Source organism: Rubellimicrobium thermophilum DSM 16684 (assembly GCF_000442315.1).
Taxonomy (GTDB): domain Bacteria; phylum Pseudomonadota; class Alphaproteobacteria; order Rhodobacterales; family Rhodobacteraceae; genus Rubellimicrobium; species Rubellimicrobium thermophilum.
The window spans coordinates 784,421-805,749 of record NZ_KE557320.1 but is presented as its reverse complement, the minus strand read 5'-3'; the positions used below and the strand labels follow the sequence as shown (position 1 = coordinate 805,749).

The 21,329-nt window shown below is 68.5% G+C and carries 18 protein-coding genes, 2 tRNA genes and 2 pseudogenes; 18 read left to right on the top strand and 4 right to left on the bottom strand.

Annotation, left to right across the window (positions count from 1 at the left end):
• Position 1: 1 nt before the first annotated feature.
• From RUTHE_RS04870 to xylA, 3 genes and pseudogenes are all read left to right on the top strand, one after another.
• A complete protein-coding gene (locus RUTHE_RS04870; protein ID WP_021097187.1) occupies positions 2-754 on the top strand; it encodes an ATP-binding cassette domain-containing protein in 753 nt (250 codons plus the stop codon).
• Position 755: 1 nt separating this feature from the next.
• Positions 756-2,195 (top strand): xylulokinase, encoded by a 1,440-nt coding sequence (gene xylB / locus RUTHE_RS04865; protein WP_021097186.1) that lies wholly within the window; start codon positions 756-758, stop codon positions 2,193-2,195.
• 15 nt (positions 2,196-2,210) lie between these two features.
• Positions 2,211-3,507: pseudogene (gene xylA, locus RUTHE_RS04860) on the top strand (xylose isomerase).
• Positions 3,508-3,528: 21 nt separating this feature from the next.
• On the opposite strand, the pseudogene putA reads toward xylA, so the two are convergent.
• Positions 3,529-7,004: pseudogene (putA, locus tag RUTHE_RS04855) on the bottom strand (bifunctional proline dehydrogenase/L-glutamate gamma-semialdehyde dehydrogenase PutA).
• 189 nt (positions 7,005-7,193) lie between these two features.
• On the opposite strand from putA, the gene RUTHE_RS04850 reads away from it, so the two are divergent.
• Positions 7,194-7,664: an Lrp/AsnC family transcriptional regulator gene (locus tag RUTHE_RS04850; RefSeq protein WP_021097183.1), complete on the top strand. Its 471-nt coding sequence runs from the start codon at positions 7,194-7,196 to the stop codon at positions 7,662-7,664.
• Between the two features lie 25 nt (positions 7,665-7,689).
• A tRNA-Leu gene (locus tag RUTHE_RS04845) sits at positions 7,690-7,773 on the top strand.
• Between the two features lie 91 nt (positions 7,774-7,864).
• Here the strand turns inward: RUTHE_RS04845 and RUTHE_RS04840 are convergent.
• Positions 7,865-8,662 (bottom strand): lytic murein transglycosylase, encoded by a 798-nt coding sequence (locus RUTHE_RS04840; RefSeq protein ID WP_021097182.1) that lies wholly within the window; start codon positions 8,660-8,662, stop codon positions 7,865-7,867.
• 131 nt (positions 8,663-8,793) lie between these two features.
• Here RUTHE_RS04840 and RUTHE_RS04835 point away from each other — a divergent pair, with 131 nt between their 5' ends.
• From RUTHE_RS04835 to RUTHE_RS04815, 6 genes are all read left to right on the top strand, one after another.
• A complete protein-coding gene (locus RUTHE_RS04835) occupies positions 8,794-9,588 on the top strand; it encodes a S1C family serine protease (RefSeq protein WP_021097181.1) in 795 nt (264 codons plus the stop codon).
• Entirely contained in the window at positions 9,573-9,926 is a 354-nt protein-coding gene (locus tag RUTHE_RS17395) for a S1C family serine protease (RefSeq protein WP_021097180.1), read from the top strand. Before RUTHE_RS04835 ends, RUTHE_RS17395 begins: the two co-directional genes overlap by 16 nt.
• A gap of 129 nt (positions 9,927-10,055) precedes the next feature.
• Complete coding sequence (locus tag RUTHE_RS04830; protein WP_021097179.1) at positions 10,056-11,861, top strand: ABC transporter transmembrane domain-containing protein; 1,806 nt, start codon at positions 10,056-10,058, stop codon at positions 11,859-11,861.
• 92 nt (positions 11,862-11,953) lie between these two features.
• Positions 11,954-13,846, top strand: a complete 1,893-nt coding sequence (locus tag RUTHE_RS04825; RefSeq protein ID WP_021097178.1) for an acyl-CoA synthetase — start codon at positions 11,954-11,956, stop codon at positions 13,844-13,846.
• Positions 13,847-14,261: 415 nt separating this feature from the next.
• A complete protein-coding gene (locus RUTHE_RS15335) occupies positions 14,262-14,744 on the top strand; it encodes a CorA family divalent cation transporter (RefSeq protein ID WP_021097177.1) in 483 nt (160 codons plus the stop codon).
• A gap of 132 nt (positions 14,745-14,876) precedes the next feature.
• The gene (locus RUTHE_RS04815; protein WP_021097176.1) at positions 14,877-15,167 is read left to right on the top strand and encodes a hypothetical protein; all 291 of its coding nucleotides are present in this window, start codon (positions 14,877-14,879) and stop codon (positions 15,165-15,167) included.
• Positions 15,168-15,227: 60 nt separating this feature from the next.
• On the opposite strand, the gene arsB is transcribed toward RUTHE_RS04815, so the two are convergent.
• Complete coding sequence (gene arsB / locus RUTHE_RS04810) at positions 15,228-16,289, bottom strand: ACR3 family arsenite efflux transporter (RefSeq protein WP_021097175.1); 1,062 nt, start codon at positions 16,287-16,289, stop codon at positions 15,228-15,230.
• 223 nt (positions 16,290-16,512) lie between these two features.
• Positions 16,513-16,587: transfer RNA gene (locus RUTHE_RS04805), tRNA-Thr, on the bottom strand.
• Positions 16,588-16,705: 118 nt separating this feature from the next.
• Here RUTHE_RS04805 and RUTHE_RS04800 point away from each other — a divergent pair.
• The 7 genes from RUTHE_RS04800 (at position 16,706) to infA (ending at position 21,328) form a co-directional block, all read left to right on the top strand.
• Positions 16,706-16,909, top strand: a complete 204-nt coding sequence (locus RUTHE_RS04800) for a hypothetical protein (RefSeq protein WP_021097174.1) — start codon at positions 16,706-16,708, stop codon at positions 16,907-16,909.
• Positions 16,910-16,912: 3 nt separating this feature from the next.
• Positions 16,913-18,181, top strand: coding sequence for a UDP-N-acetylglucosamine 1-carboxyvinyltransferase (gene murA / locus RUTHE_RS04795; protein WP_021097173.1), 1,269 nt, complete (start codon positions 16,913-16,915; stop codon positions 18,179-18,181).
• Complete coding sequence (locus RUTHE_RS04790) at positions 18,178-18,645, top strand: DUF2948 family protein (protein ID WP_021097172.1); 468 nt, start codon at positions 18,178-18,180, stop codon at positions 18,643-18,645. Before murA ends, RUTHE_RS04790 begins: the two co-directional genes overlap by 4 nt.
• A 74-nt stretch (positions 18,646-18,719) precedes the next feature.
• The gene (gene hisD, locus RUTHE_RS04785) at positions 18,720-20,033 is read left to right on the top strand and encodes a histidinol dehydrogenase (RefSeq protein WP_021097171.1); all 1,314 of its coding nucleotides are present in this window, start codon (positions 18,720-18,722) and stop codon (positions 20,031-20,033) included.
• Positions 20,030-20,509 (top strand): UPF0262 family protein, encoded by a 480-nt coding sequence (locus RUTHE_RS04780; protein ID WP_021097170.1) that lies wholly within the window; start codon positions 20,030-20,032, stop codon positions 20,507-20,509. The genes hisD and RUTHE_RS04780 overlap by 4 nt, the downstream gene beginning before the upstream one ends.
• A gap of 21 nt (positions 20,510-20,530) precedes the next feature.
• A complete protein-coding gene (locus RUTHE_RS04775; protein WP_051150411.1) occupies positions 20,531-21,040 on the top strand; it encodes an arsenate-mycothiol transferase ArsC in 510 nt (169 codons plus the stop codon).
• A gap of 69 nt (positions 21,041-21,109) precedes the next feature.
• On the top strand, positions 21,110-21,328 hold the full coding sequence (infA, locus tag RUTHE_RS04770) for a translation initiation factor IF-1 (protein WP_021097168.1): 219 nt from the start codon (positions 21,110-21,112) through the stop codon (positions 21,326-21,328).
• The last annotated feature ends 1 nt before the right edge of the window (position 21,329 follow it).

The window sequence follows — 21,329 nt, the reverse complement described above, 5'->3', positions numbered from 1 at the left end:
CATGACGACGCCGCTGGTCGAAATGAAGGATATCCGCATCTCCTTCGGAGGGGTGCGCGCGGTGGACGGGGTGTCGATCGACCTCTATCCCGGTGAGGTGGTCGGCCTTCTGGGCCATAACGGGGCCGGGAAGTCCACGTTGATCAAGGTTCTTTCCGGTGCCTACCGGGCCGATTCCGGCGAGATCCTCATCGAGGGCCGGAAGGCCGACATCCGCAGCCCCGCGGATGCCCGGCGCTACAACATCGAGACAATCTATCAGACCCTCGCCCTGGCCGATAACCTGCCTGCCCCGGCCAATCTGTTCCTGGGGCGCGAGCTGCGAGACCGCTGGGGATTCCTCGACGACGACCGGATGGAGGCGGAGACGCGCCGGATCATGGCCCGTCTCAACCCCAATTTCCGCAAGATCAAGGAGCCGGTGTCCGCCCTCTCTGGCGGGCAGCGGCAGTCGGTCGCCATCGCCCGGGCCGTCTATTTCAACGCCAAGATCCTGATCATGGACGAGCCGACCGCCGCGCTGGGCGTGCAGGAGACGGCGATGGTGGCCGAACTGATCCAGCAGCTCAAGGCGCAGGGACTCGGCATCTTCCTGATCGATCACGACATCCATGCGGTCATGAAGATGTGCGACCGCGCCCATGTGATGAAGAATGGTCAGCTTGTGGGGACGGTGCGGATCGCCGATGTGACAGAGGACGACCTTCTGGGCATGATCATCCTGGGCAAGATGCCCGAGCGGGCTGTGGTCTGAGATGTTCCTGGGTCTCGATCTGGGCACATCGGGGCTGAAGGGCGTCCTGATCAGGGAGGATCAGTCCCTTCTGGCCGAGGCCACGGCACCGCTGAGCGTCTCGCGCCCGCATGACGGCTGGTCGGAACAGGATCCGGCCGAGTGGATCGCCGCGGCCGAGGCCGTCCTCGATGCGCTCGCGGCGCAGGCCGATCTTTCGGCCCTGCGGGGCATCGGCCTGTCCGGGCAGATGCATGGCGCCACGCTTCTGGATGAGGCACACCGGGTCCTGCGACCCTGCATCCTCTGGAACGATACGCGCAGCCATGCAGAAGCTGCCGCCCTCGATGCCGATCCACGCTTCCGCGCGGTCACCGGCAATATCGTCTTTCCGGGATTCACCGCGCCGAAGCTTGTCTGGGTTCGCAACAACGAGCCGCAAGTCGCTGACAGGGTTTCTCTTGTCCTCCTGCCCAAGGATTATCTGCGCCTCTGGCTGACGGGCGAGGCCGCGGGCGAGATGTCCGATGCCGCCGGGACGGCCTGGCTCGATACCGGGCGGAGGGACTGGGACGACGGCCTGCTGGCCGCCACCGGGCTGTCACGGGCTCAGATGCCGCATCTGGTGGAAGGCTCCGAAGTCTCGGGGCGGCTGCGCGATGATCTTGCGGCGCGCTGGGGCATGCCGAAGGGCGTGCCCGTCGCCGGAGGGGGCGGGGACAACGCCGCCTCGGCCGTGGGCGTGGGTGTGGTGAAGGCCGGACAGGCCTTCGTCTCGCTGGGAACCTCTGGCGTGCTGTTCGCCGCCTCGGATGCCTATCGGCCGGATGCCGCAAGCGCGGTGCATACCTTCTGCCATGCCCTGCCGCAGACCTGGCACCAGATGGGAGTGATCCTGGCGGCTGCGGATGCCCTCAACTGGTTCGCGCGGATCGCGGGGGCGAAGGCCTCCGATCTGACGGGTGCGCTCGGCCCCCTGCAGGCGCCCGGACGGACGCTCTTCCTGCCCTATCTGGGCGGAGAGCGCACACCCCATAACGACGCGGCTGTGCGGGCCTCCTTCCTTCATCTCGATCACGCCACGGACCGCGAGGCGATGACGCGGGCGGTTCTGGAGGGCGTGACGCATGCGATCCGCGACAGCTTCGATGCCCTGGCGGGAACGGGCACGCGCTTCGAACGGCTGATCGCTGTGGGGGGCGGGTCGCGCTCGGACTACTGGTTGCGGGCGATCGCGACCTCGCTCGGCCTCCCGGTCGAAGTGCCCGAGGCGGGCGATTTCGGCGGCGCTTTCGGGGCGGCGCGTCTGGGGATGATGGCGGCGACCGGAGCCGGAGCCGAGATCGCCACCCCCCCACGCATCGCGCGCGTCGTGGAACCCGATCCGGTACTGGCCCCCGCCTTTGCCGAAGCCCATGCCCGCTACCGGGATGCCTATCGCGCGCTCAAGGGGCGCGCCTGATCCGAAGGGACCATCATGACCGACTTCTTCAAGGGCATCGAGCCGCTGCGCTACGAGGGACCCGACAGCGACAACGAATTCGCCTTCCGCCACTACAACCCGGAGGAGATCGTCCTCGGCAAGCCGCTGAAGGACCACCTGCGCTTTGCCGTCGCCTGGTGGCACAGCTTTGCCTGGCAAGGGGGCGATCCCTTCGGCGGACAGACCTTCGAACGTCCCTGGTTCGGCGACACGATGGATCTGGCCCGGCTCAAGGCCGATGTCGCCTTTGAACTGTTCGGCATCCTGGGCGTGCCCTTCTATTGCTGGCACGATGCCGATATCCGCCCCGAAGGGGCGACCTTCGCCGAAAGCCGCCGGCGGCTCGAGGAGATCACCGACTATATCGGCGAGAAATCCGCCGCCAGCGGCGTGCGCTGCCTCTGGGGGACGGCAAATCTCTTCTCGCACCGGCGCTTCATGGCCGGGGCCGGCCACCAACCCGGACCCGGATGTGTTCCTCTATGCCGCCGCCACCGTGAAGGCCTGCCTCGACGCGACGCGCAAGCTGGGCGGCGAGAACTACGTCCTCTGGGGCGGACGCGAAGGTTACGAGACGCTTCTCAACACCGATCTGAAGCGCGAGCGCGAACAGGCCGGACGCTTCCTGACCATGGTCGTGGACTATGCGAAGCAGTCCGGCTTCAAGGGCACCATCCTGATCGAGCCCAAGCCGCAGGAGCCCACCAAGCACCAGTATGACTGGGACGTGGCCACCGTCTATGCCTTCCTCAAGGACTTCGGCCTCGAGAAGGAGGTCAAGGTCAACATCGAACAGGGGCACGCGATCCTGGCGGGCCACAGCTTCGAGCATGAGATCGCCACCGCGGCAGCTCTGGGCATCTTCGGCTCGATCGACATGAACCGGAACGACTACCAGTCCGGCTGGGATACCGACCAGTTTCCCAACAATGTCCCCGAGACGGCACTGGCCTATTACGAGATCCTGCGCGCCGGCGGGTTCACCACGGGGGGAACCAATTTCGACGCCAAGATCCGCCGCCAGTCGATCGATCCCGAGGATCTCGTGCTGGCCCATGCGGGCGCGATGGATGTCTGTGCGGCCGGTCTGAAGGCTGCGGCCCGGATGCTCGAGGACGGCAAGCTCGAGACCGCGCGGGCCGAGCGTTATGCCGGCTGGGACAAGGCCGGCGACATCCTCCGCTCCGACCTTGCCACTTTGGCAGCGCGCGTCGAGGCCGAGGGCATCGAACCCCGGCCCCGGTCGGGCCGTCAGGAGCGACTGGAGAATCTGGTCAATCGCTACCTCTAAGGCAGGCACGGCCGCCATCCCTCATCCCGCCCCGCCGGTGGCAGAGCCCGCAAGAAGCGTGGCATTGCCGCCGGCGGCGGTCGTGTCGATGCAGCTGTGCCGTTCACCATCACCTCCCAGCGGGCAGGCCTGCTGCGGATCAGAGGCAGGATGGCACCGTCACGCGCAGCAAGAGCGCGTTCGAACGCGGCGGCCCGGTCCTCGTCTCCCCACCAGAGGACACCGGCGAGAGGGGCCAGCGTGGTCAGCGCTTCCGGGGCGAGGCCTTCCCCCGCCTCGACCGCGCGTCCGCCGGCCTCCTCCACGGCCCGGGCCTGGGCCGCAGCCGTGCGGGGCCCGGGGCCGAGGCAGAGGAAGGGGTCCCGTGCATGCAGGCCGAGCCGGTTCGATTCCCCGGTGGGGCCGGGCATCGTCAGGGGCTCCGGCGCGGGCCGGCGGGGCGGTGCCGCCGCTGCCTCGCTCAGGCGCGCGGCAAGGGCCCGGGGATCCCCGGCCCCGGTCCATGACCCCTCATCGAGGGCGGCCTCAATCGGCCGGGCGGCCATCCGGGCGAGATAATGCGGCCCCCCCGCCTTTGGCCCGGTGCCGGAGAGCCCCTCTCCTCCGAAGGGCTGGGACCCGACGACGGCCCCGATCTGGTTGCGGTTGACATAGAGATTGCCAGCATGGACGCGCTCCACCGCGCGCTGCACCCGGTCGTCGATGCGTGAATGGAAGCCGAAGGTCAGCCCGTAGCCGGTGGCATTCACGGCGTCGATGACGGCATCGAGCGTCCCGGCCTTCCATGTCGCCACATGGAGGACGGGGCCGAACACCTCGCGCCCGATCTCGCCGATGGAGCCGACGCGGATCACGACAGGCGGCACATAAGTGCCCGCAGAGGGAACCGGCAGTTCGGCCAGGATGCGCCCCTCGGCCCGGGCCTGTTCGACATGCGACAGGATTCCGTCGCGGGCGGCGGCGTCGATGACGGGGCCCAGATCGGTCGAGAGATCCCATGGATTGCCGGGGCGGAGCTCCGCCAGCGCACCGCGGAGCATCTCCAGCACGGTGTCGGCGATCTCCTCCTGCAGATAGAGGCAGCGCAGGGCCGAGCAGCGCTGACCGGCAGAGCGGAAGGCAGATGCCAGGATGTCGCGCACGGCCTGTTCGGGCAGTGCGGTGGAATCCACGATCATGGCGTTGATTCCTCCCGTCTCGGCGATGAGGGGGCGGCCAGGGACGCCCTGGGCGAGCGTGCGGCGGATGGCGCGGGCCGTGGCCGTCGAACCGGTAAAGGCCACGCCGGCGATCTGCGGCACGGCGACAAGGGCCGCGCCCGTCCCCGCTCCGCCCGGAAGAAGCTGGAGCGCGTGGCGGGGCACCCCCGCCTCGTGCAGCCACTGCACGGCGCGATGGGCCATGAGCGGGGTCTGTGGTGCCGGCTTGGCCAGAACGGCGTTGCCGGTGACCAGCGCGGCCGCAATCTGGCCCGTGAAGATGGCCAGCGGAAAGTTCCAGGGGCTGATGCAGGCCCAGATCCCGGCGCCGTCCGGCAGGGTCTGCCGTTCGGCCTCTGCGGCATAGTAGCGTAGAAAGTCCACGGCCTCGCGCAGTTCGCCCACGGCATCGGGAAGGGTCTTGCCCGCCTCGCGTGCGAGGAGGGCGAGGATCTCGCCTTCATTCGCCTCGTAGAGGTCCGAGGCAGCGCGGAGGATCGCGGCGCGTTCGGCCAGCGGCGCGGACCAGGGCCGGGCGGCGGCGGCGGCGCGGGCAACGGTTGCGGCATCCGCCTCCTGCACGGTGCCGAGGGGGCGGCCCGTGGCAGGCTCGGCCAGATCGCGGCGGGGGCCGCTGGGCTCTCCCTCCGCGAGGATCGGGGCCGCCTGCCAGAGGCTGTCGCGGAAGGGGGCGCGCGCGGCCTCGATCGCAGCGAGGGTCGGGCGATCCGTCAGGTCGCGGCCGCGGGAATTGACACGGGCAGGGGCGAACAGGTCGGCGCCGGTCGGGATGCGCCCGATGGCCAGGGGGCCGAAGGGATCCGTGGCGACGGCCTCGGGCGGGATGGAGTCATCCACGATGCGGTGCACGAAGGAGGAATTCGCGCCGTTCTCGAGCAGGCGGCGGACCAGATAGGCCAGAAGATCGCGGTGGGCCCCGACGGGGGCATAGATGCGCAGCCGCGTCCCTTCCTGCGCGTGAAGCAGGTCATGGAGCGCCTCGCCCATGCCGTGGAGGCGCTGGAACTCCCACCCGTCCTTCGGCACGCCCATCTGCGCGGCCATGTGGAGGATGGCGGCCGCCGTATGGGCGTTGTGCGTGGCAAACTGGGGATAGAGCCGGTCGGCCCGCGCCAGCAGCGTGCGCGCATGGGCCAGATAGCTGAGATCGGTGGCCTCCTTGGCGGTGAAGACGGGAAAATCCGCCAGCCCCTCGATCTGGGCGCGCTTGATCTCCGAATCCCAATAGGCGCCCTTGACGAGGCGGATCATCAGGCGGCGGTCGAGACTGCGGGCGAGGGCATCGAGCCAGTCGATCACGGCCCCCGCCCGCCGGCCATAGGCCTGCACGACAACCCCGAAGCCGTCCCAGCCGCGCAGGGCCGGGTCGCGCAGCACGGCCTCGATGATGTCGAGAGAGAGGGAGAGGCGCTCCTGCTCTTCGGCATCCACATTGAGGCCGATGCCGGCGGCGCGGGCGAGATGGGTCAGCGAGGCCAGACGGGGCACAAGCTCGGCCAGGACGCGGTCCCGCTGGGCTTCCTCGTAGCGGGGATGCAGGGCGGACAGCTTGACCGAGATCCCGGGATTGGCGGCGGTGCTGCCGCGGGTGGCATCCTGGGCGATGGCGGCAATAGCCCGCGAATAGGCGAGGTGATAGGCTGCGGCATCGCGTTCGGTGCGCGCGGCCTCGCCCAGCATGTCGTAGCTGAAGGTCTGCCCCCTTGCCTCGCGCGGACGGGCGCGGATACGGGCCGCGTCGATGCTCTCGCCCAGAACGAACTGGCGGCCCATCTCCTTCATGGCGCGGGCGACAGCGGCGCGGATCACCGGTTCGCCCAGCCGGCGGATGGCGGCACGCAGGCGGCCTGCGATCCCCGGGGATTCATCCTCGAGCATCTTGCCGGTCAGCATCAGTGCCCAGGTCGAGGCGTTGACCAGCGGAGAGGCGGAATGCCCCAGATGGCGCCCCCAGTCGGACGGGGCGATCTTGTCCTCGATCAGCGCATCGATGGTTCCCTCGTCCGGCACGCGCAGAAGCGCCTCGGCCAGACACATCAGGGCCACCCCCTCATCCGTCGAAAGGCCGTATTCGGCCAGGAAGGATTCCATCAGCCCGGGGCGGGAGGCCTGGCGGATCGCGCGCACCAGATCGGCCGTGCGGTCCATGATCGCGGCCCGATCGGCAGGGGAGAGGGCCGCCCGATCCCGCAGGACATCGAGCAGCGGCCCCTCGGGCGAGAGGGTCCCAGCATCGATGGCATGGCGCAGGGCGGAAAGGTCGGGGCGGGGGGTCATGGCAGATCCGGCGAATGACAGTCTTGCGGCGATCCTAACAGAGGGCGAGAAGGAGAGGTGCCCGGAGAAGGGCGGTTCAACAGGACAAAAGACCGAAAAAAACCTGACAGACGGCGATTGACCTGCGAAAGCAGGCGATTCGCCGTTGTCCCATCCTGTCTAGCACGAGAGGGTTAACGGAGAGTTGAAATGCACCTCGATTCCTTCGACCGCCGCATCCTCGAGATCGTGGAGCGGGAAGGGCGCATCAGCATCGCTGCGCTGGCCGCGCGTGTGGGGCTGAGCAAGAGCCCCGTTCAGGCACGTCTGCGGCGGCTCGAGACGCGGGGCGTCATCCGCGGCTGGCGCGCCGTGCTGAACGCGCAGGCGGTGGGACGCGGCCATGTCGCCTTTGTCGAGGTCAAGCTGTCCGACACGCGCGAGGCGGCCCTGGCCGCGTTCAACCGCGCCGTCCTTTCGGTGCCAGAGATCGAGGCCTGTCACATGATCGCGGGCAGCTTCGACTATCTGCTCAAGGTGCGGACGGCCGGAATGCCGGACTATCGCGCCCTGCTGGCCGAAAAGCTGTCCGTCCTGCCTCATGTGGAGGCCACATCGACCTATGTGGCCATGGAAACGGTCAAGGAGGAGGGGCTTCCGGCGTCAGGCGGGCAGGGCTAGGCTCTGCGGGCGCCGCAACAGGGCAGCCCGCGTGGCGGAACGGCAGACGCCGGCGACTTAAAATCGCCTGCCTTCGGGCGTGCGGGTTCGAATCCCGCCGCGGGCACCAGCGCAGTCCTGCCGTTGCGGGGGTCGCGGCCGGCTCTGTCCCTTGCGGGGGGGGCGGCGGCGGAGGCCCGCCCCCGGCCGGCAGGCCCGGTTCAGCCCCGGATCATGTCGGCCAGACGGGCCACGGCGGTGCGGTAATTGGTGCCGCGGTTCCAGTGATACATGACATCGAAGTTCGGTTCGCCCGGCCCGTAGCCGGCGCCGCGCTGCCAGCCCTGACGGGCGATCATGTTTGCGGTGGAGGCCAGCGCATCCTGCCAGTCGTTCATGTCGATCCGGCCATCGCCATTGCCGTCGACGCCATAGCGCACCACATTGCCGGGCAGGAACTGGGTGTGCCCCATCTCGCCATGGCCGGCGCCCAGATCGGTGATCGAGAGCATCCCGCGATCCACGAGCTGGAGCGCGCCGATGGCATGGGGGATGAAGAGCTCGGGGCGGCGGCAGTCATAGGCGACGGTCAGGATCGCCGAGACGACAGGAATGCGAACCGTGCGCAGATCGGCTCCGAAATTCGTCTCCCAGCCATGGAGAGCGACCAGATAGGGGCCGGGGATCCCGTAGGCCTGTTCGAGGGCATCGAAGAAAGCGCGGTTGGCGGCATAGCGTTCGCGCCCCTGACGGGCGAGCTGGTCCCCGCCGCGGACGCGCCAGATCTCCTCGAAGCTGCGCTGTTCGCGCTGCACGGCGCGATCAAGGCGGATCGTGGCCTCCGAATAGGAGGCGGCGGCAAGGGCCTCGAGACCGCGCTGACCGACGCCGTTCTGGATGGCGATCTGGGCAAACTGTTGTTTCCAGGCCTCGAAGCCGGAGGCATCGTTGCCGCAGGACTGGGCAAGGGCGGCAGCCGGCAGCAAGGCAGCGGCAAGAGCGATGGCAAGTCGGCGCAAGGATACGGTCTCCCATGACAGGCCGCCTTGTGGCGGCAGAAAACAGGTCTAGGTTGGCATGCCGAAGATGGATCGGGTCAAGCGGGGATCCAGTCACGAATCGGCGCATGCTATCGGATAGCGGAGGCAAGGTGATCCGAAGACTGGCGATGGCGGTCCTGATTGCCCTGGCTCTGGGCCTGGGCATCGGGCTCGGCCTGGGACTGGCGGGGCTGTGGCGCGGGCCGGCCCCTGGGCCCCAGACCGCTCCGGACGCCGTCGCTGTGCCGCCGGTCATGGTGACGGTTGCCCCCGCCGGATCGGAGGAGGCCGCCACCATCGCGCTGTTCCGTGCCGCCCGCGACAGCGTGGTGGCCATCTCTACCACGCGCACGCGGCGCGACCTGTTCGGACGGGCCGCGGGAGAGGTTCCGCTGGGGTCCGGATCCGGCTGGATCTGGGACGGCTCGGGGCATGTGGTGACAAATGCCCATGTCATCGCCGGGGCCAGCGCAGCCCTTGTCACCCTGGCCGACGGGCGCAGCTTCGATGCCCGTCTGGTCGGCGCCGATCCCCGCCATGACCTGGCCGTGCTGCGGATCGAAGGCGAGGATCTGCCCGCGCCGCTGACGCTCGCCCCGCCCAAGCCGCCGGAAGTCGGGTCGCGCGTGCTGGCGATCGGGAATCCCTTCGGGCTCGACTGGACGCTGACCACGGGGATCGTCTCCGCCCTGGAGCGGGAGCTGCCCGGGCGGGACGGTGTGCCCATCCGGGGGCTGATCCAGACCGATGCGGCGATCAACCCCGGCAATTCGGGCGGACCGCTGCTCGATGGGGCAGGGCGGGTGATCGGAGTCAACACGGCGATCTATTCGCCATCGGGAGGCAGTGCCGGGATCGGCTTTGCCATCCCTGCCGCGACGGTCGCCGCGTGGTTCCCGAACTGATCCGCAGCGGGCGCTATGTGCCGCCCACGCTGGGCCTGCTCTTCGATGCCCGGATCAACGCGGCCGTCAACCGGCAGGGGCTGCGCGGGGCGCTGGTCCTCGACGTCCCCGACGGATCCCCCGCGGCCCAGGCCGGGATCAGGGGCGCGACGCTGACCGCCGACGGGCGCATCCGTCCCGGCCATGTCGTGATCGCTGTCGAGGGAGAGCCGGTCGCCACGCTCGATGACCTGCTGGCTGCGCTTGATGCCCATGGGGTGGGCGAGACGGTGGATGTGACCTTTTCGGACGGCCGGAGCGAGACGACGGTGCCCCTGCCCCTCCTTCCGGGGGGGTGAGAGGAGGCGCCCGGGCGGATCGTGCCGGAGAACCCGGGGCCTGCAGGCGGGCAGCGCGGCATTGCGTCCGGTTGCCGCCCCGCAGGCGCCCCGCTATCTGCGGTCGCGATCCACAGAAAGGCCCTCCGCATGGCCCGTGCCCCGCGCCCGAACGACGCCAGCAGCGACCGCCCCCTCTCGCGCCGGGTGGCGGCGCTGGGGGCGCTGTGGCCCTTCCTGCGGCCCTATCGGGGCATGGCCGTGCTGGCCCTGATCGCCCTTGTAATCACGGCGGGGGTCTCGCTCGTGTTGCCGCTGGCCGTGCGGCGGGTGGTGGACGAATTCGGCGGCGCGACCCATCTTCTGGACCAGTATTTTGCCGCCGCCCTTGGCATCGTCGCGCTTCTCGCGCTGGGGACGGCGTTGCGCTACTATCTCGTCACGCGGCTGGGGGAGAGGGTCGTTGCGGATATCCGCAAGGCCGTCCATGACCGTGTCATTGGCCTCAGCCCCGAGCTTCACGAACGGCTGATGACGGGCGAGATTCTCTCGCGCATCACCACGGACACGACGCTCATCCTGTCGGTGATCGGCTCTTCCGTGTCGCTGGCCCTGCGCAATGCGCTGATCTTCGCGGGGGGCATGACGATGCTTCTCGTGACATCGGCCAAGCTCACGGGGCTGGTGCTGCTGATCGTTCCGGCGGCGATCGTGCCGGTCATGCTGCTGGGACGACGGCTGCGCCGCCTCTCGCGCGAGAATCAGGACTGGATCGCCGCCTCCTCCGGTGCCGCGTCCGAGACGCTTCTGGCCGCCCAGACCGTGCAGGCCTTCACCGCCGAAGGGTCGGTTCGCAGGCGCTTTGCCGATCTGACGGAGCGCAGCTTCGAGGCCGCGCTGGCCCGCATCACGGTGCGCGCGGTGATGACGGCCATCGTCATCTTCCTGGTCTTTGCCGGAGTGGTAGGGGTTCTGTGGGTCGGGGCGCGCGATGTGGCGGCCGACCGCATGACCATCGGTCAGCTCGTGCAGTTCGTCATTTATGCGATCCTCGTCGCCGGTGCTGCGGGAGCGCTGACCGAAATCTGGGGCGAGGTGCAGCGTGCCGCCGGGGCGACCGAGCGCCTGGTGGAGCTGCTTGGCCTGACCGATACGGTGACGGATCCCCCGCAGCCCCTGCCAGTGCCCTCGCTGGCGGCCTCGGAGATCCGCTTCGAGGGCGTGACCTTTCGCTATCCCACACGGCCGGATCGCAACGCGCTCGAACGGGTGGATCTGACGGTGCGTCCGGGCGAGACGGTTGCCCTGGTCGGCCCTTCGGGCGGGGGCAAGACGACAGTAATGCAGCTTCTGCTGCGCTTCCGCGATCCGCAGGAGGGACGGGTGACGATCGGTGGCGTGGACCTGCGCCAGATGAGCCGGGAGGCCCTGCGCCGCCAGATCGCCCTGGTTCCGCAGGATCCCGTGATCTTCGCCGATACCGCCCGCGCCAACATCCTCTTCGGCCGCCCCGATGCCACCGATGCCGAGGTCGAGGCCGCCGCCCGTGCCGCCGCCGCTCATGACTTTCTCATGCGGCTGCCCGATGGCTATGACTCCTTCCTCGGCGAACGGGGGGTGATGCTTTCGGGCGGGCAGAAGCAGCGCATCGCCATTGCCCGTGCGATCCTGCGCGATGCCCCGCTGCTGCTGCTCGACGAGGCGACGAGCGCCCTCGATGCCGAAAGCGAACGGGCGGTGCAGGACGCCGTCGAGAGTCTCTCCGGCACGCGGACGATGATCATCATCGCCCATCGCCTGGCCACCGTGAAGCGGGCCGACCGCATCATCGTGCTGGATCAGGGGCGCGTCGTGGCCGAGGGCACTCATGAAACGCTGGTGGCCGAAGGGGGCCTTTATGCGCGGCTCGCGCGGCTTCAGTTCGCGGAGGGCATGACGGCCACGGCGGCAGAGTGACGCGGCGGCGCGCTTGCGCAGAGGGCCGACGATTCCCATTCTCGTGATCGGAACGCCCGGCAACGGGGCGACTGCATCAGGGAGGAAGAGAGATGGCCTTTTCCGGGCTGGAGGATGCCGCCGCCATTGAGGCCGAGGGCCCCTGGGATTCGCGCGATCTGCCCCGCACCACATGGGAGATGCTCTCGCGCACGGCGGAACGCGTGCCGGACCGCCCGGCCGTGACCTTCCAGATGTTCGCGGACCCCAAGGCGCCGGCCGAGACGCTGAGCTGGGCCGAGCTGCAGGGCCGCGTCGCCCAGACCGCCAATCTGTTCCGCAGCCTGGGCGTGGGCGAGAGCGACACCGTCGCCTATCTGCTGCCCAACTGCACGGAGGTCGTGCTGACCTATCTCGGCGGACAGGTGGCCGGCATCGTCAACCCGATCAACCCGCTGCTCGAGGCCGGGCAGATCGCCGGCATCCTGCGCGAGACGAAGGCCAAGGTGCTGGTGACGCTGAAGGCCTTTCCCCGCACCGATGTCGCCCGCAAGGCGGCCGAGGCCGTTGCGCAGGCCCCCGATGTGCAGGCCGTCCTGGAGGTCGATCTGCTGCGCTACCTCACGGGCGTCAAGAAGCTGATCGTGCCGCTGATCCGCCCGAAGACCCCCGTGAGGCACAAGGCGCGTGTGCTCGACTTCCACAGGGAGATCGCGCGCCAGCCGCGCTCGCTGTCCTTTGCCGACACGGGGGCAGACCGGGTGGCCGCCTATTTCCACACCGGGGGAACGACGGGGCTGCCCAAGCTTGCCCAGCACCGCTACCGGGGGCTGATCTACAATGGCTGGCTCGGGCAGCGGCTTCTCTTCACCGAGAAGGACACGATGATCTGCCCCCTGCCGATGTTCCACGTCTTTGCCGCCGTGGTGTGCATGGGGGCCTCGCTCGCCTCCGGGGCGCAGATCCTGTTCCCCACACCGCAGGGCTATCGCGGCGAAGGGGTGATGGACAATTTCTGGAAGCTGGTGGAACGGCACAGGGTAACCTTCGTCATCACCGTGCCGACCGCCATCAGCGCTCTCATGCAGCGCCCCGTCAATGCCGACATCTCCTCGCTCCAGCTCGCCTTCTCGGGCTCGGCGCCGCTGCCGGTGGAGCTGTTCAACCGCTTCGAGAAGGCCGCGGGCCTGCGGATCATCGAGGGCTACGGCCTGACGGAGGCGACCTGCCTCGTCTCCGTCAATCCGCCTGACGGCCAGCGCAAGATCGGCTCGGTCGGGCTGCCCTTCCCCTACACGAAGCTGCGCATCATCGACCCCGCCACGCAGAGGGACTGCGGTCCCGACGAGGTGGGCGAGATCTGCGTCTCGAGCCCCGGCGTCTGGGGCGGCCATGTCTATACCGACGCCGAAAGGAACCGCGAGCTGTTCTATCCCGGCGAGGACGGACAGCCCGCCTGGCTGCGCACCGGAGACCTGGGCCGCAGGGATGCCGATGGCTATCTGTGGATCACCGGGCGGGCCAAGGACATCATCATCCGCGGCGGCCACAACATCGACCCGGCCATGATCGAGGAAGCGATGCTGAAGCATCCCGCGGTGGCGATGGCCGGTGCGATCGGCCAGCCCGACGCCCATGCCGGCGAGGTGCCCTGCGTCTATGTGGAACTGGTGCAGGGCGCCTCTGTCACCCCCGAGGAACTGATCGCCCATGCGCGGACGCATGTCCAGGAGCGCGCAGCCCATCCCCGGCATGTCGAGATCCTGCCCGAACTGCCCAAGACGGCCGTGGGCAAGATCTTCAAGCCCGATCTGCGCAAGCTTGCCATCCGGCGCGTCTACAACGAGGCGCTGGCCGCGGCGGATGTGGCGGCCGAGGTGGCCGAGGTGGTCGAGGACCGCAAGCTGGGCCTGGTAGCGCATCTGCGGCGCACGGGGACGGTCTCGGACGACGATGTGCAGCGCGCACTGGGCGCCTATACCCGGCCCTGGAGCTGGAGCGGCTGAGCGGTTCAGACCCCTGACAATTGCCTCAGAAGGGGGAGGACCCTGTTCGACCCTATTCGCTGCATGACGGGCGTCTGTGTCTCAATGCCCCGGAGGTTCCGCTTCGCGCCGCGGTATGGGTGGATCTGCCCAGGCTTGACGAGATGGAGGAGATCGAGACTCCGACCGGCTCTCTCGCGAGCCGGCGGCAGATTTCATCACCGTGGTCCTTCCCGGCCACAAGGACGCGGAACAGCAGAAGGCAGGCCCTGTCACCTTCATCTGATGCCTGAGCGGCCATCTCCGTCCGCCACCCTGCACCGCGTCCCTTCGACACGCGTCCCTTCGAGACCTGTCCGACCCCTGCCGAGCGCTCCTCAACAGGATGCGATACGCCGCCCCGGCTGTTCCTGGGACTTGTCGCAGAGATCGTGGCATGCCTTGCCGATCATCGGGAAGGCGCGGGCCGCAAGATCGACGGAAGCATGGGGCCATCCATGCCAGCTCTCCCGACTCGCCCGGGTCCGACATCCTGGGCGAGGCCCTGTGCAGCACCGGACAGATCGGCGAACGGCTCGGGCGCGTCCGGCTGGGCCTGCTGACCCTGGAACGGATGCTGTCGGTCTGGAGCGTATGGACCGCCGAGCGCGAGCACGGCAACGGGCTTCGGGCCCCTGTCAAGTCTCTGCTGCGCGACATCCAGGCGCGCGAGGTGCATGCGGATTTCCTGGCCGGGCGGATCGTTTCGGTCGTGGCGGTGCTGTTCCTGCCGCCGACGCTGATCGGCACGATCCACGAAATGAACTTCGATGTCATGCCAGAGCTGGGATGGCGGTTCAGCGATCCCCTCTTGCTGGGGCTGATGGTGCTGTCGGCCGCAGCATCCTGGGCCTGGTTCCGGTGGCGCGGCAGGCTGTGATGCACCGCCCCTGACAGGGGGGGCGGGTCCCACAGGCGGACGCTGCGTCATCCTTTCCATTGTCCGATTCCCCTTCTGGTCCTATATTCGAGCCTGATCGCAAGAGGGGCGATCACCAGCGGGGAGGGGCTGATGATCGAGCGGCTGCAACTCCACAACCCGCGCAGCAAAGCGCATATCGAGGATCTGAAGGATCGCCTTCTGGCCGTCCATGGCGACGGCCGTGGACCGCGCGAACGGGAGGCCATGGCCGACGCCTTGGCCCGTGTCGTCGAGGCAATGGATTGCGGGACGATCAGCCCCGACGATGCCCGGCAGTTCTTCCTTCGCGCCCGCGTGCCGGGATTCGACTTCGACCGCTGGCTCGAGGAGATGGTGGACGAAGGGGTCTATGTGCCCCTCTGTCTGCGCGTCGCGGCCTGAGCCTCGCCATCGGTCAAGGTGGGCACCGGCAGGGCGCGACCCTTCTGCCCGGCAACGGTCTCAGCGGCAGCGGGCAGCCGGGAACCAGTGGCGGGTGCGGTTGGCGAAGGCCACGAGCGAGAGCATCACCGGCACCTCGACCAGGACGCCCACGACCGTGGCCAGTGCTGCTCCCGAACCCAGACCGAACAGGCCGATCGCCACTGCCACTGCCAGTTCGAAGAAGTTCGATGTGCCGATCATCGCGCAGGGGGCGGCGATGTCGAAGGGCACGCGCAGGATTCGTGCGGCGCCATAGGCCAGCGCGAAGATGCCATAGGTCTGGACCAGCAGCGGGATGGCGATGAGCAGGATCACGACGGGATCGGCGAGGATCGTCCGGGCCTGAAAGCCGAACAGCAGCATCACCGTGAGCAGCAGCGCCGCCATGGCGAAGGGCTTGATCCGGTTCCGGAAGGCCTCGACGGCCGCCGCGCCGCCGCGGGCCTCGATCCGGTGGCGGGTCAGGACACCGACGCCGAGCGGAAGGACGATGTAGAGCAGCACGGACAGGAGCAGCGTGCCCCATGGCACGACGATGCCGGTCACGCCCAGCAGAAGTGCGACAATCGGCGCAAAGGCGAAGATCATGATGATGTCGTTCACACCCACCTGCACGAGGGTATAGGTCGGATCCCCGCGGGTCAGGTTCGACCAGACGAAGACCATCGCCGTGCAGGGTGCGGCACCCAGAAGGATCGCGCCGGCGACATAGGCGCGGGCATCTTCGGGCGTGATCAGGCCGACAAAGAGATGCTCGAAGAAGAGGATCGCCAGCGCCGCCATGGTGAAGGGCTTGATCAGCCAGTTGATCACCAGCGTGAGCAGCAGGCCCCGCGGTTCGTCGCGGACGCGACGCACTGCGCCAAAATCCACGCCGACCATCATCGGATAGATCATGGCCCAGATCAGCACGGCAACCGGCAGATTGACCGAGGCCAGCTCCATTCCGGCAAGCGCCGCCACAAGGCCGGGCGCCACCATGCCCAGGACAAGGCCGGCCCCGATGGCTCCGGCCACCCAGAGCGACAGCCAGCGTTCGAACACACCCAGCCCGCCGGGATCGACAGCGCTGTCCGTCATGATCGTCTCCTCGGGTGCCGGCCGGGGGCCGCGTCAATATTTCCATATTACTGGAAATGACGAAGTTTCAGTTACGGCGCGGGGCAGGCGGCGTCAAGTCCGGCTGCACGGGCGGCGGCGACCCGGCCGGAGACGCGGGTTTTCCCCGCCCGAAGACGGCCGCAGGAGGCAGGCGAGACCGGCGGCCGGGGTGGAGGAGCAGGGGGACGGGAACCGTGCCAGATGGTGCTGCCGGAGAGGATTGAACTCTCGACCTCTCCCTTACCAAGGGAGTGCTCTACCACTGAGCTTCGGCAGCGTCGGGCGCGGGTTCTAACCGGGATCGCGGCGGGCGCAAGGGGGATTCGACAGGCGGGGCTCCGGTAGGGCCGGGCAGCTGCTGGACGCAGGCGGGGACGCGCACTAAGAGGGCGGGGATGACGGGCAAGCGGCAAGGCAGCGGGAACCGGAACGGCATGACGCGCGAGGCGCGGCTGAAGGCTGCGCTGAAGGCCAATATCGCGCGCCGCAAGGCCTCCGCGCGCGAGCAGACCCACGAGCCGGCCTCGGAGGACGGCACGGACGAGGGGACGGACAGGAAGGCAGTCGGCACGGGTTGGGCCGCTGACAGAGGGAACTGAGCGATGGATTCGATCCGCATCCGCGGCGGCGCCGAGCTGAAGGGTCAGATTCCCATAGCCGGAGCCAAGAATGCCTGCCTCGCGCTGATGCCGGCGACGCTGCTGAGCGAGGAGCCGCTGACGCTGACCAACGCCCCGCGGCTGTCGGATATCAGGACGATGACGCAGCTGCTGCAATCCCTCGGCGTCGAGGTCTCGTCCCTGGCCGGGGGCAAGGTGCTGGCCCTGTCCTCGCACGGGCTGACATCGACGCGGGCGGACTATGACATCGTGCGCAAGATGCGGGCCTCCAATCTCGTTCTCGGTCCCCTTCTGGCGCGGGAGGGACATGCCGTCGTCTCGCTGCCTGGCGGTTGTGCGATCGGGGCGCGACCCATGGACATCCATATCGATGCGCTGACCGCACTGGGCGCAGAGATCGATCTGCGCGACGGATACCTGCATGCGAAGGCGCCAAGGGGGCTTCGCGGAACGCGCGTGCCGCTGCGCTTTGCCAGTGTGGGCGCGACCGAGAACCTGCTGATGGCCGCAACGCTCGCCAAGGGGACCACCGTCATCGAGAACGCCGCGCGCGAGCCGGAGATCGTGGATCTGGCCCTGTGCCTGTCGCGCATGGGGGCGCGGATCGAGGGGGCGGGAACCTCCACCATCACGGTCGAGGGAGTGGACCGGCTCGGCGGGGCGACCCATTCCGTCGTCGTGGACCGGATCGAGCTGGGCACCTACATGCTGGCGCCCGCGCTGACCGGGGGCGAGGTGGAATGTCTGGGCGGCCGGATCGATCTGGTCGGGGCCTTCGCAGAAAAGCTTCAGGCCGCCGGAATCGAGGTCGAGGAGACCGAGAAGGGCATCCGCACGCGCCGCGCGAACGGACAGCGCCCGCGCGCGGTGGATGTCGTCACCGAACCCTTCCCCGGCTTTCCGACCGATCTGCAGGCGCAGATGATGGCCATGCTCTGCACGGCCGATGGGGTCAGCATCCTCGAGGAGCGCATCTTCGAGAACCGCTTCATGCATGCCCCCGAGCTCATGCGGATGGGCGCGCGCATCGAGGTGCATGGCGGAACCGCCCGCGTGACGGGGGTCGAGAGGCTCCGCGGCGCCCCCGTGATGGCTACCGATCTGCGCGCCTCGGTTTCGCTGATTCTCGCAGGACTTGCGGCAGAGGGGGAAACGGTTGTGAGCCGGGTCTATCACCTGGACCGCGGCTATGAGCATGTCGAGGAGAAGTTGCGCGCCGTGGGCGCGGATATCGAGAGGGTGACGGCGTGAGCGACGGGGGGGATGCGCGCTTCGCCGATGCGGAGGAGGGGCCGCTGCGGCTCCGCGCGCTGGACGGCGAGGATCTGAGGGTGATTTCGGCTCTCGTGCAGGATGCGGTGCTGACAGGCGCAGACATGGCCTGGATGCGGGGGCGCAGGCGGTTTGCGGCGCTGATCAACCGCTTCCGCTGGGAGAACGGCACCCGCACGCCCGAGAGGGTGCGATCCATGCTCGTGATCGAGGGGGCGACGGCCGTGCGCAGTCAGGGCTTCGACCGCGGGGATCGGGATCTCGTGCTGTCGCTGCTCGCCCTGTCCTGGGAAGGTGCGCCGGAAGGGCCGGGGCGCGTGATCCTGACGCTGGCCGGGGACGGGACCGTAGCGGTCGAAGCCGAGGCGCTGGAGGTCACGCTGACCGATGTGACGCGGCCCTATCTGGCGCCGTCGCGCCGGGCGCCATCGCATCCCGACTGATCGCTGCCCTTCCGGCCCGTTGCGCAGCGGGTTAAGGGGGGAGGGAAAAGGTCCGGCGCGGAAGGAAGCCTGCCATGCCCCAGTTCCTGTCCACCACCGATCCGGGATTCGAGGCGGCTTTCCGCGCCTTTCTGGCGCGCAAGCGCGAGGTGGACGAGGATGTGGATGCGGCCGTGGCGGATATCATCGCCGATGTCCGCGCGCGCGGCGACCGGGCGCTGATCGATCTGACAGCCCGTTTCGACCGGGTGACGCTGACATCGCACACATTGCGCGTGCCGGATGCCGAGATCGACGCCCTGGCCGCCCGCGTCCCCGAGGCAGAACGCAAGGCGCTGACGCTCGCCGCCGAACGCATCCGGGCCTATCATGATCGGCAGATGCCCGACGATGCCCTGTGGGAGGACGAGGCCGGCGTCACGCTGGGCTGGCGCTGGCGTCCCGTGGCCGCGGCCGGTCTGTATGTTCCCGGCGGGACGGCGGCCTATCCGTCCTCTGTCCTGATGAACGCAATCCCGGCCAAGGTGGCGGGGGTGGGGCGCCTTGTGGTGACGGTTCCGGCCCCCGGCGGGGTGCTCAACCCGCTCGTGATGCTGGCCTGCCGGATCGCCGGAGTGGACGAGATCTGGCGCATCGGCGGGGCCCAGGCCATCGCCGCACTGGCCTATGGCACCGAAAGTCTGGCGCCCGTCGATGTCATCACGGGGCCGGGCAATGCCTGGGTCGCCGCCGCCAAGCGACGGGTCTTTGGCCATGTCGGCATCGACATGATCGCCGGCCCGTCCGAGATCCTTGTCATTGCCGACCGCCACAACGAACCGGGCTGGGTTGCGCTCGATCTGCTCAGTCAGGCCGAGCATGACCCGACCGCACAGGCGATCCTGCTGACCGACGATCCCGCCTTCGGACGGGCGGTGGCTGCGACGGTGGAGCTGAAGCTGCCGGGGCTGCCGCGCCGGGACATCGCCGCTGCCGCCTGGCGCGATTTCGGGGCGGTGATCGTCACGCGCAGCCTGGGCGAGGCCGCGCAGCTCGCCGACCGGATCGCACCCGAGCATCTGGAGCTTCTGGTCGCGGAGCCCGAGGCCCTGGCCGCGCGGATCAGTCATGCGGGGGCAATGTTCCTCGGCCCCTGGACGCCCGAAGCCATCGGAGACTATGTGGCCGGGCCGAATCATGTCCTGCCCACGGCGCGGACGGCCCGCTTCTCCTCCGGTCTGTCGGTGATGCCCTTCCTGAAGCGCACGACGGTGACCCGCCTGACCCCGGATGCCATGGCACGCCTGGGCCCCGCGGCCGAGCATCTGGCCAGGGCCGAGCGGCTCGATGCCCACGGGCTGAGCGTGCGGGCACGGCTCGATGCCCTGAACCTTGATGCTCCCGCATGACGGACCGGATCATCGCCATCGACATCGACGACGGGGGGCGCGTTCCTCCAACCCCCGATATCGAGCAGGAACGACGCGTCGCCATCCTCGATCTTCTGGAGGACAACCGGTTCCGCCTGGTCCCGCGCGACGGGGGGGCTGCACAGGGACCATGGCGGCTCTCGCTCGGGCTGCGCGACAGGCGGCTGGTGCTGGCGATCCACAGCGCAGAGGGCCAGCCGGCGGGCGAGATCCATCTCTCCCTCGGGCCGTTCCGCCAGGTGGTGAAGGACTATTTCCGCATCTGCGAAAGCTATTACGATGCGATCCGCCGCCTTCCGCCCAGCCAGATCGAGACGATCGACATGGCCCGTCGGGGAATCCACAACGAGGGCGCCCGCATCCTGCAGGAGCGCCTCGAAGGCAAGGTCGAGATGGACCAGGATACGGCCCGGCGGCTGTTCACGCTGGTCTGCGTCCTGCAATGGGGAGAATGACGGGTGCCGGGACGGGAAGGAATCACCCCAGCCTTTCCGGGATCGGTCCTGTTCTGCTGCGATCACAATTCCGTGCGATCGCCCATGGCCGAAGCCCTGATGAAGCGCCTTTACGGCACCCGCGCCTATGTCCAGTCGGCGGGTGTCAAGAACGATCGGGAGATCGACGGCTTTGCCGTCGCGGTCTGCCATGAACTGGGCGTGGAGCTGGCACGTCACCGCGTGCGCAGCTTCGATCAGATGAAGGGATGGGGGGATGATCTGGCCTCCTTCGATCTCGTCCTGGCCTTGTCCCCGGCCAGCCATCATCGCGCGCTCGATCTGACACGCCACCACGCGCTGACGGTGGAATACTGGCCTGTCCTGGATCCTTCGGGGCTTGGCGAGACGCGCGAAGAGAAGCTGACCTATTATCGCCAGACCCGCGACCAGATCATCGCCCGCCTGCTGGACCGCTTCGGCCCCCCCGAGAATCCCCTTCCGGACAGGATCTCCATCCCCCCGGTCGGGCGTGATCGAGAATCCCCTTGAAAATCTCCGCCTGTCCCGCCACATAACAACGGGGCCGTGCGACGCGGCCCACTGCTATTCGGAGAGCACATGGCCAAGGAAGAACTGCTCGAATTCCCTGGGGTCGTGAAGGAGCTCCTGCCGAATGCGACGTTCCGGGTCGAGCTGGAGAACGGCCATGAGATCATCGCACATACGGCAGGCAAGATGCGGAAGAACCGCATCCGCGTCCTTGCGGGCGACAGGGTGCAGGTCGAGATGACCCCCTATGACCTGACCAAGGGGCGAATCAACTACCGCTTCAAGTGAC

What these genes read in the sequence shown, in the direction of transcription:
- RUTHE_RS04870 (WP_021097187.1), top strand. Translation starts at nt 2, where the DNA reads ATGACGACGCCGCTGGTCGAAATGAAGGATATCCGCATCTCCTTCGGA.
- xylB (WP_021097186.1), top strand. Translation starts at nt 756, where the DNA reads ATGTTCCTGGGTCTCGATCTGGGCACATCGGGGCTGAAGGGCGTCCTG.
- RUTHE_RS04850 (WP_021097183.1), top strand. Translation starts at nt 7,194, where the DNA reads ATGCACCTCGATTCCTTCGACCGCCGCATCCTCGAGATCGTGGAGCGG.
- RUTHE_RS04830 (WP_021097179.1), top strand. Translation starts at nt 10,056, where the DNA reads ATGGCCCGTGCCCCGCGCCCGAACGACGCCAGCAGCGACCGCCCCCTC.
- RUTHE_RS04825 (WP_021097178.1), top strand. Translation starts at nt 11,954, where the DNA reads ATGGCCTTTTCCGGGCTGGAGGATGCCGCCGCCATTGAGGCCGAGGGC.
- RUTHE_RS15335 (WP_021097177.1), top strand. Translation starts at nt 14,262, where the DNA reads ATGCCTTGCCGATCATCGGGAAGGCGCGGGCCGCAAGATCGACGGAAG.
- RUTHE_RS04815 (WP_021097176.1), top strand. Translation starts at nt 14,877, where the DNA reads ATGATCGAGCGGCTGCAACTCCACAACCCGCGCAGCAAAGCGCATATC.
- arsB (WP_021097175.1), bottom strand. Translation starts at nt 16,289, where the DNA reads ATGACGGACAGCGCTGTCGATCCCGGCGGGCTGGGTGTGTTCGAACGC.
- RUTHE_RS04800 (WP_021097174.1), top strand. Translation starts at nt 16,706, where the DNA reads ATGACGGGCAAGCGGCAAGGCAGCGGGAACCGGAACGGCATGACGCGC.
- murA (WP_021097173.1), top strand. Translation starts at nt 16,913, where the DNA reads ATGGATTCGATCCGCATCCGCGGCGGCGCCGAGCTGAAGGGTCAGATT.
- hisD (WP_021097171.1), top strand. Translation starts at nt 18,720, where the DNA reads ATGCCCCAGTTCCTGTCCACCACCGATCCGGGATTCGAGGCGGCTTTC.
- RUTHE_RS04780 (WP_021097170.1), top strand. Translation starts at nt 20,030, where the DNA reads ATGACGGACCGGATCATCGCCATCGACATCGACGACGGGGGGCGCGTT.
- infA (WP_021097168.1), top strand. Translation starts at nt 21,110, where the DNA reads ATGGCCAAGGAAGAACTGCTCGAATTCCCTGGGGTCGTGAAGGAGCTC.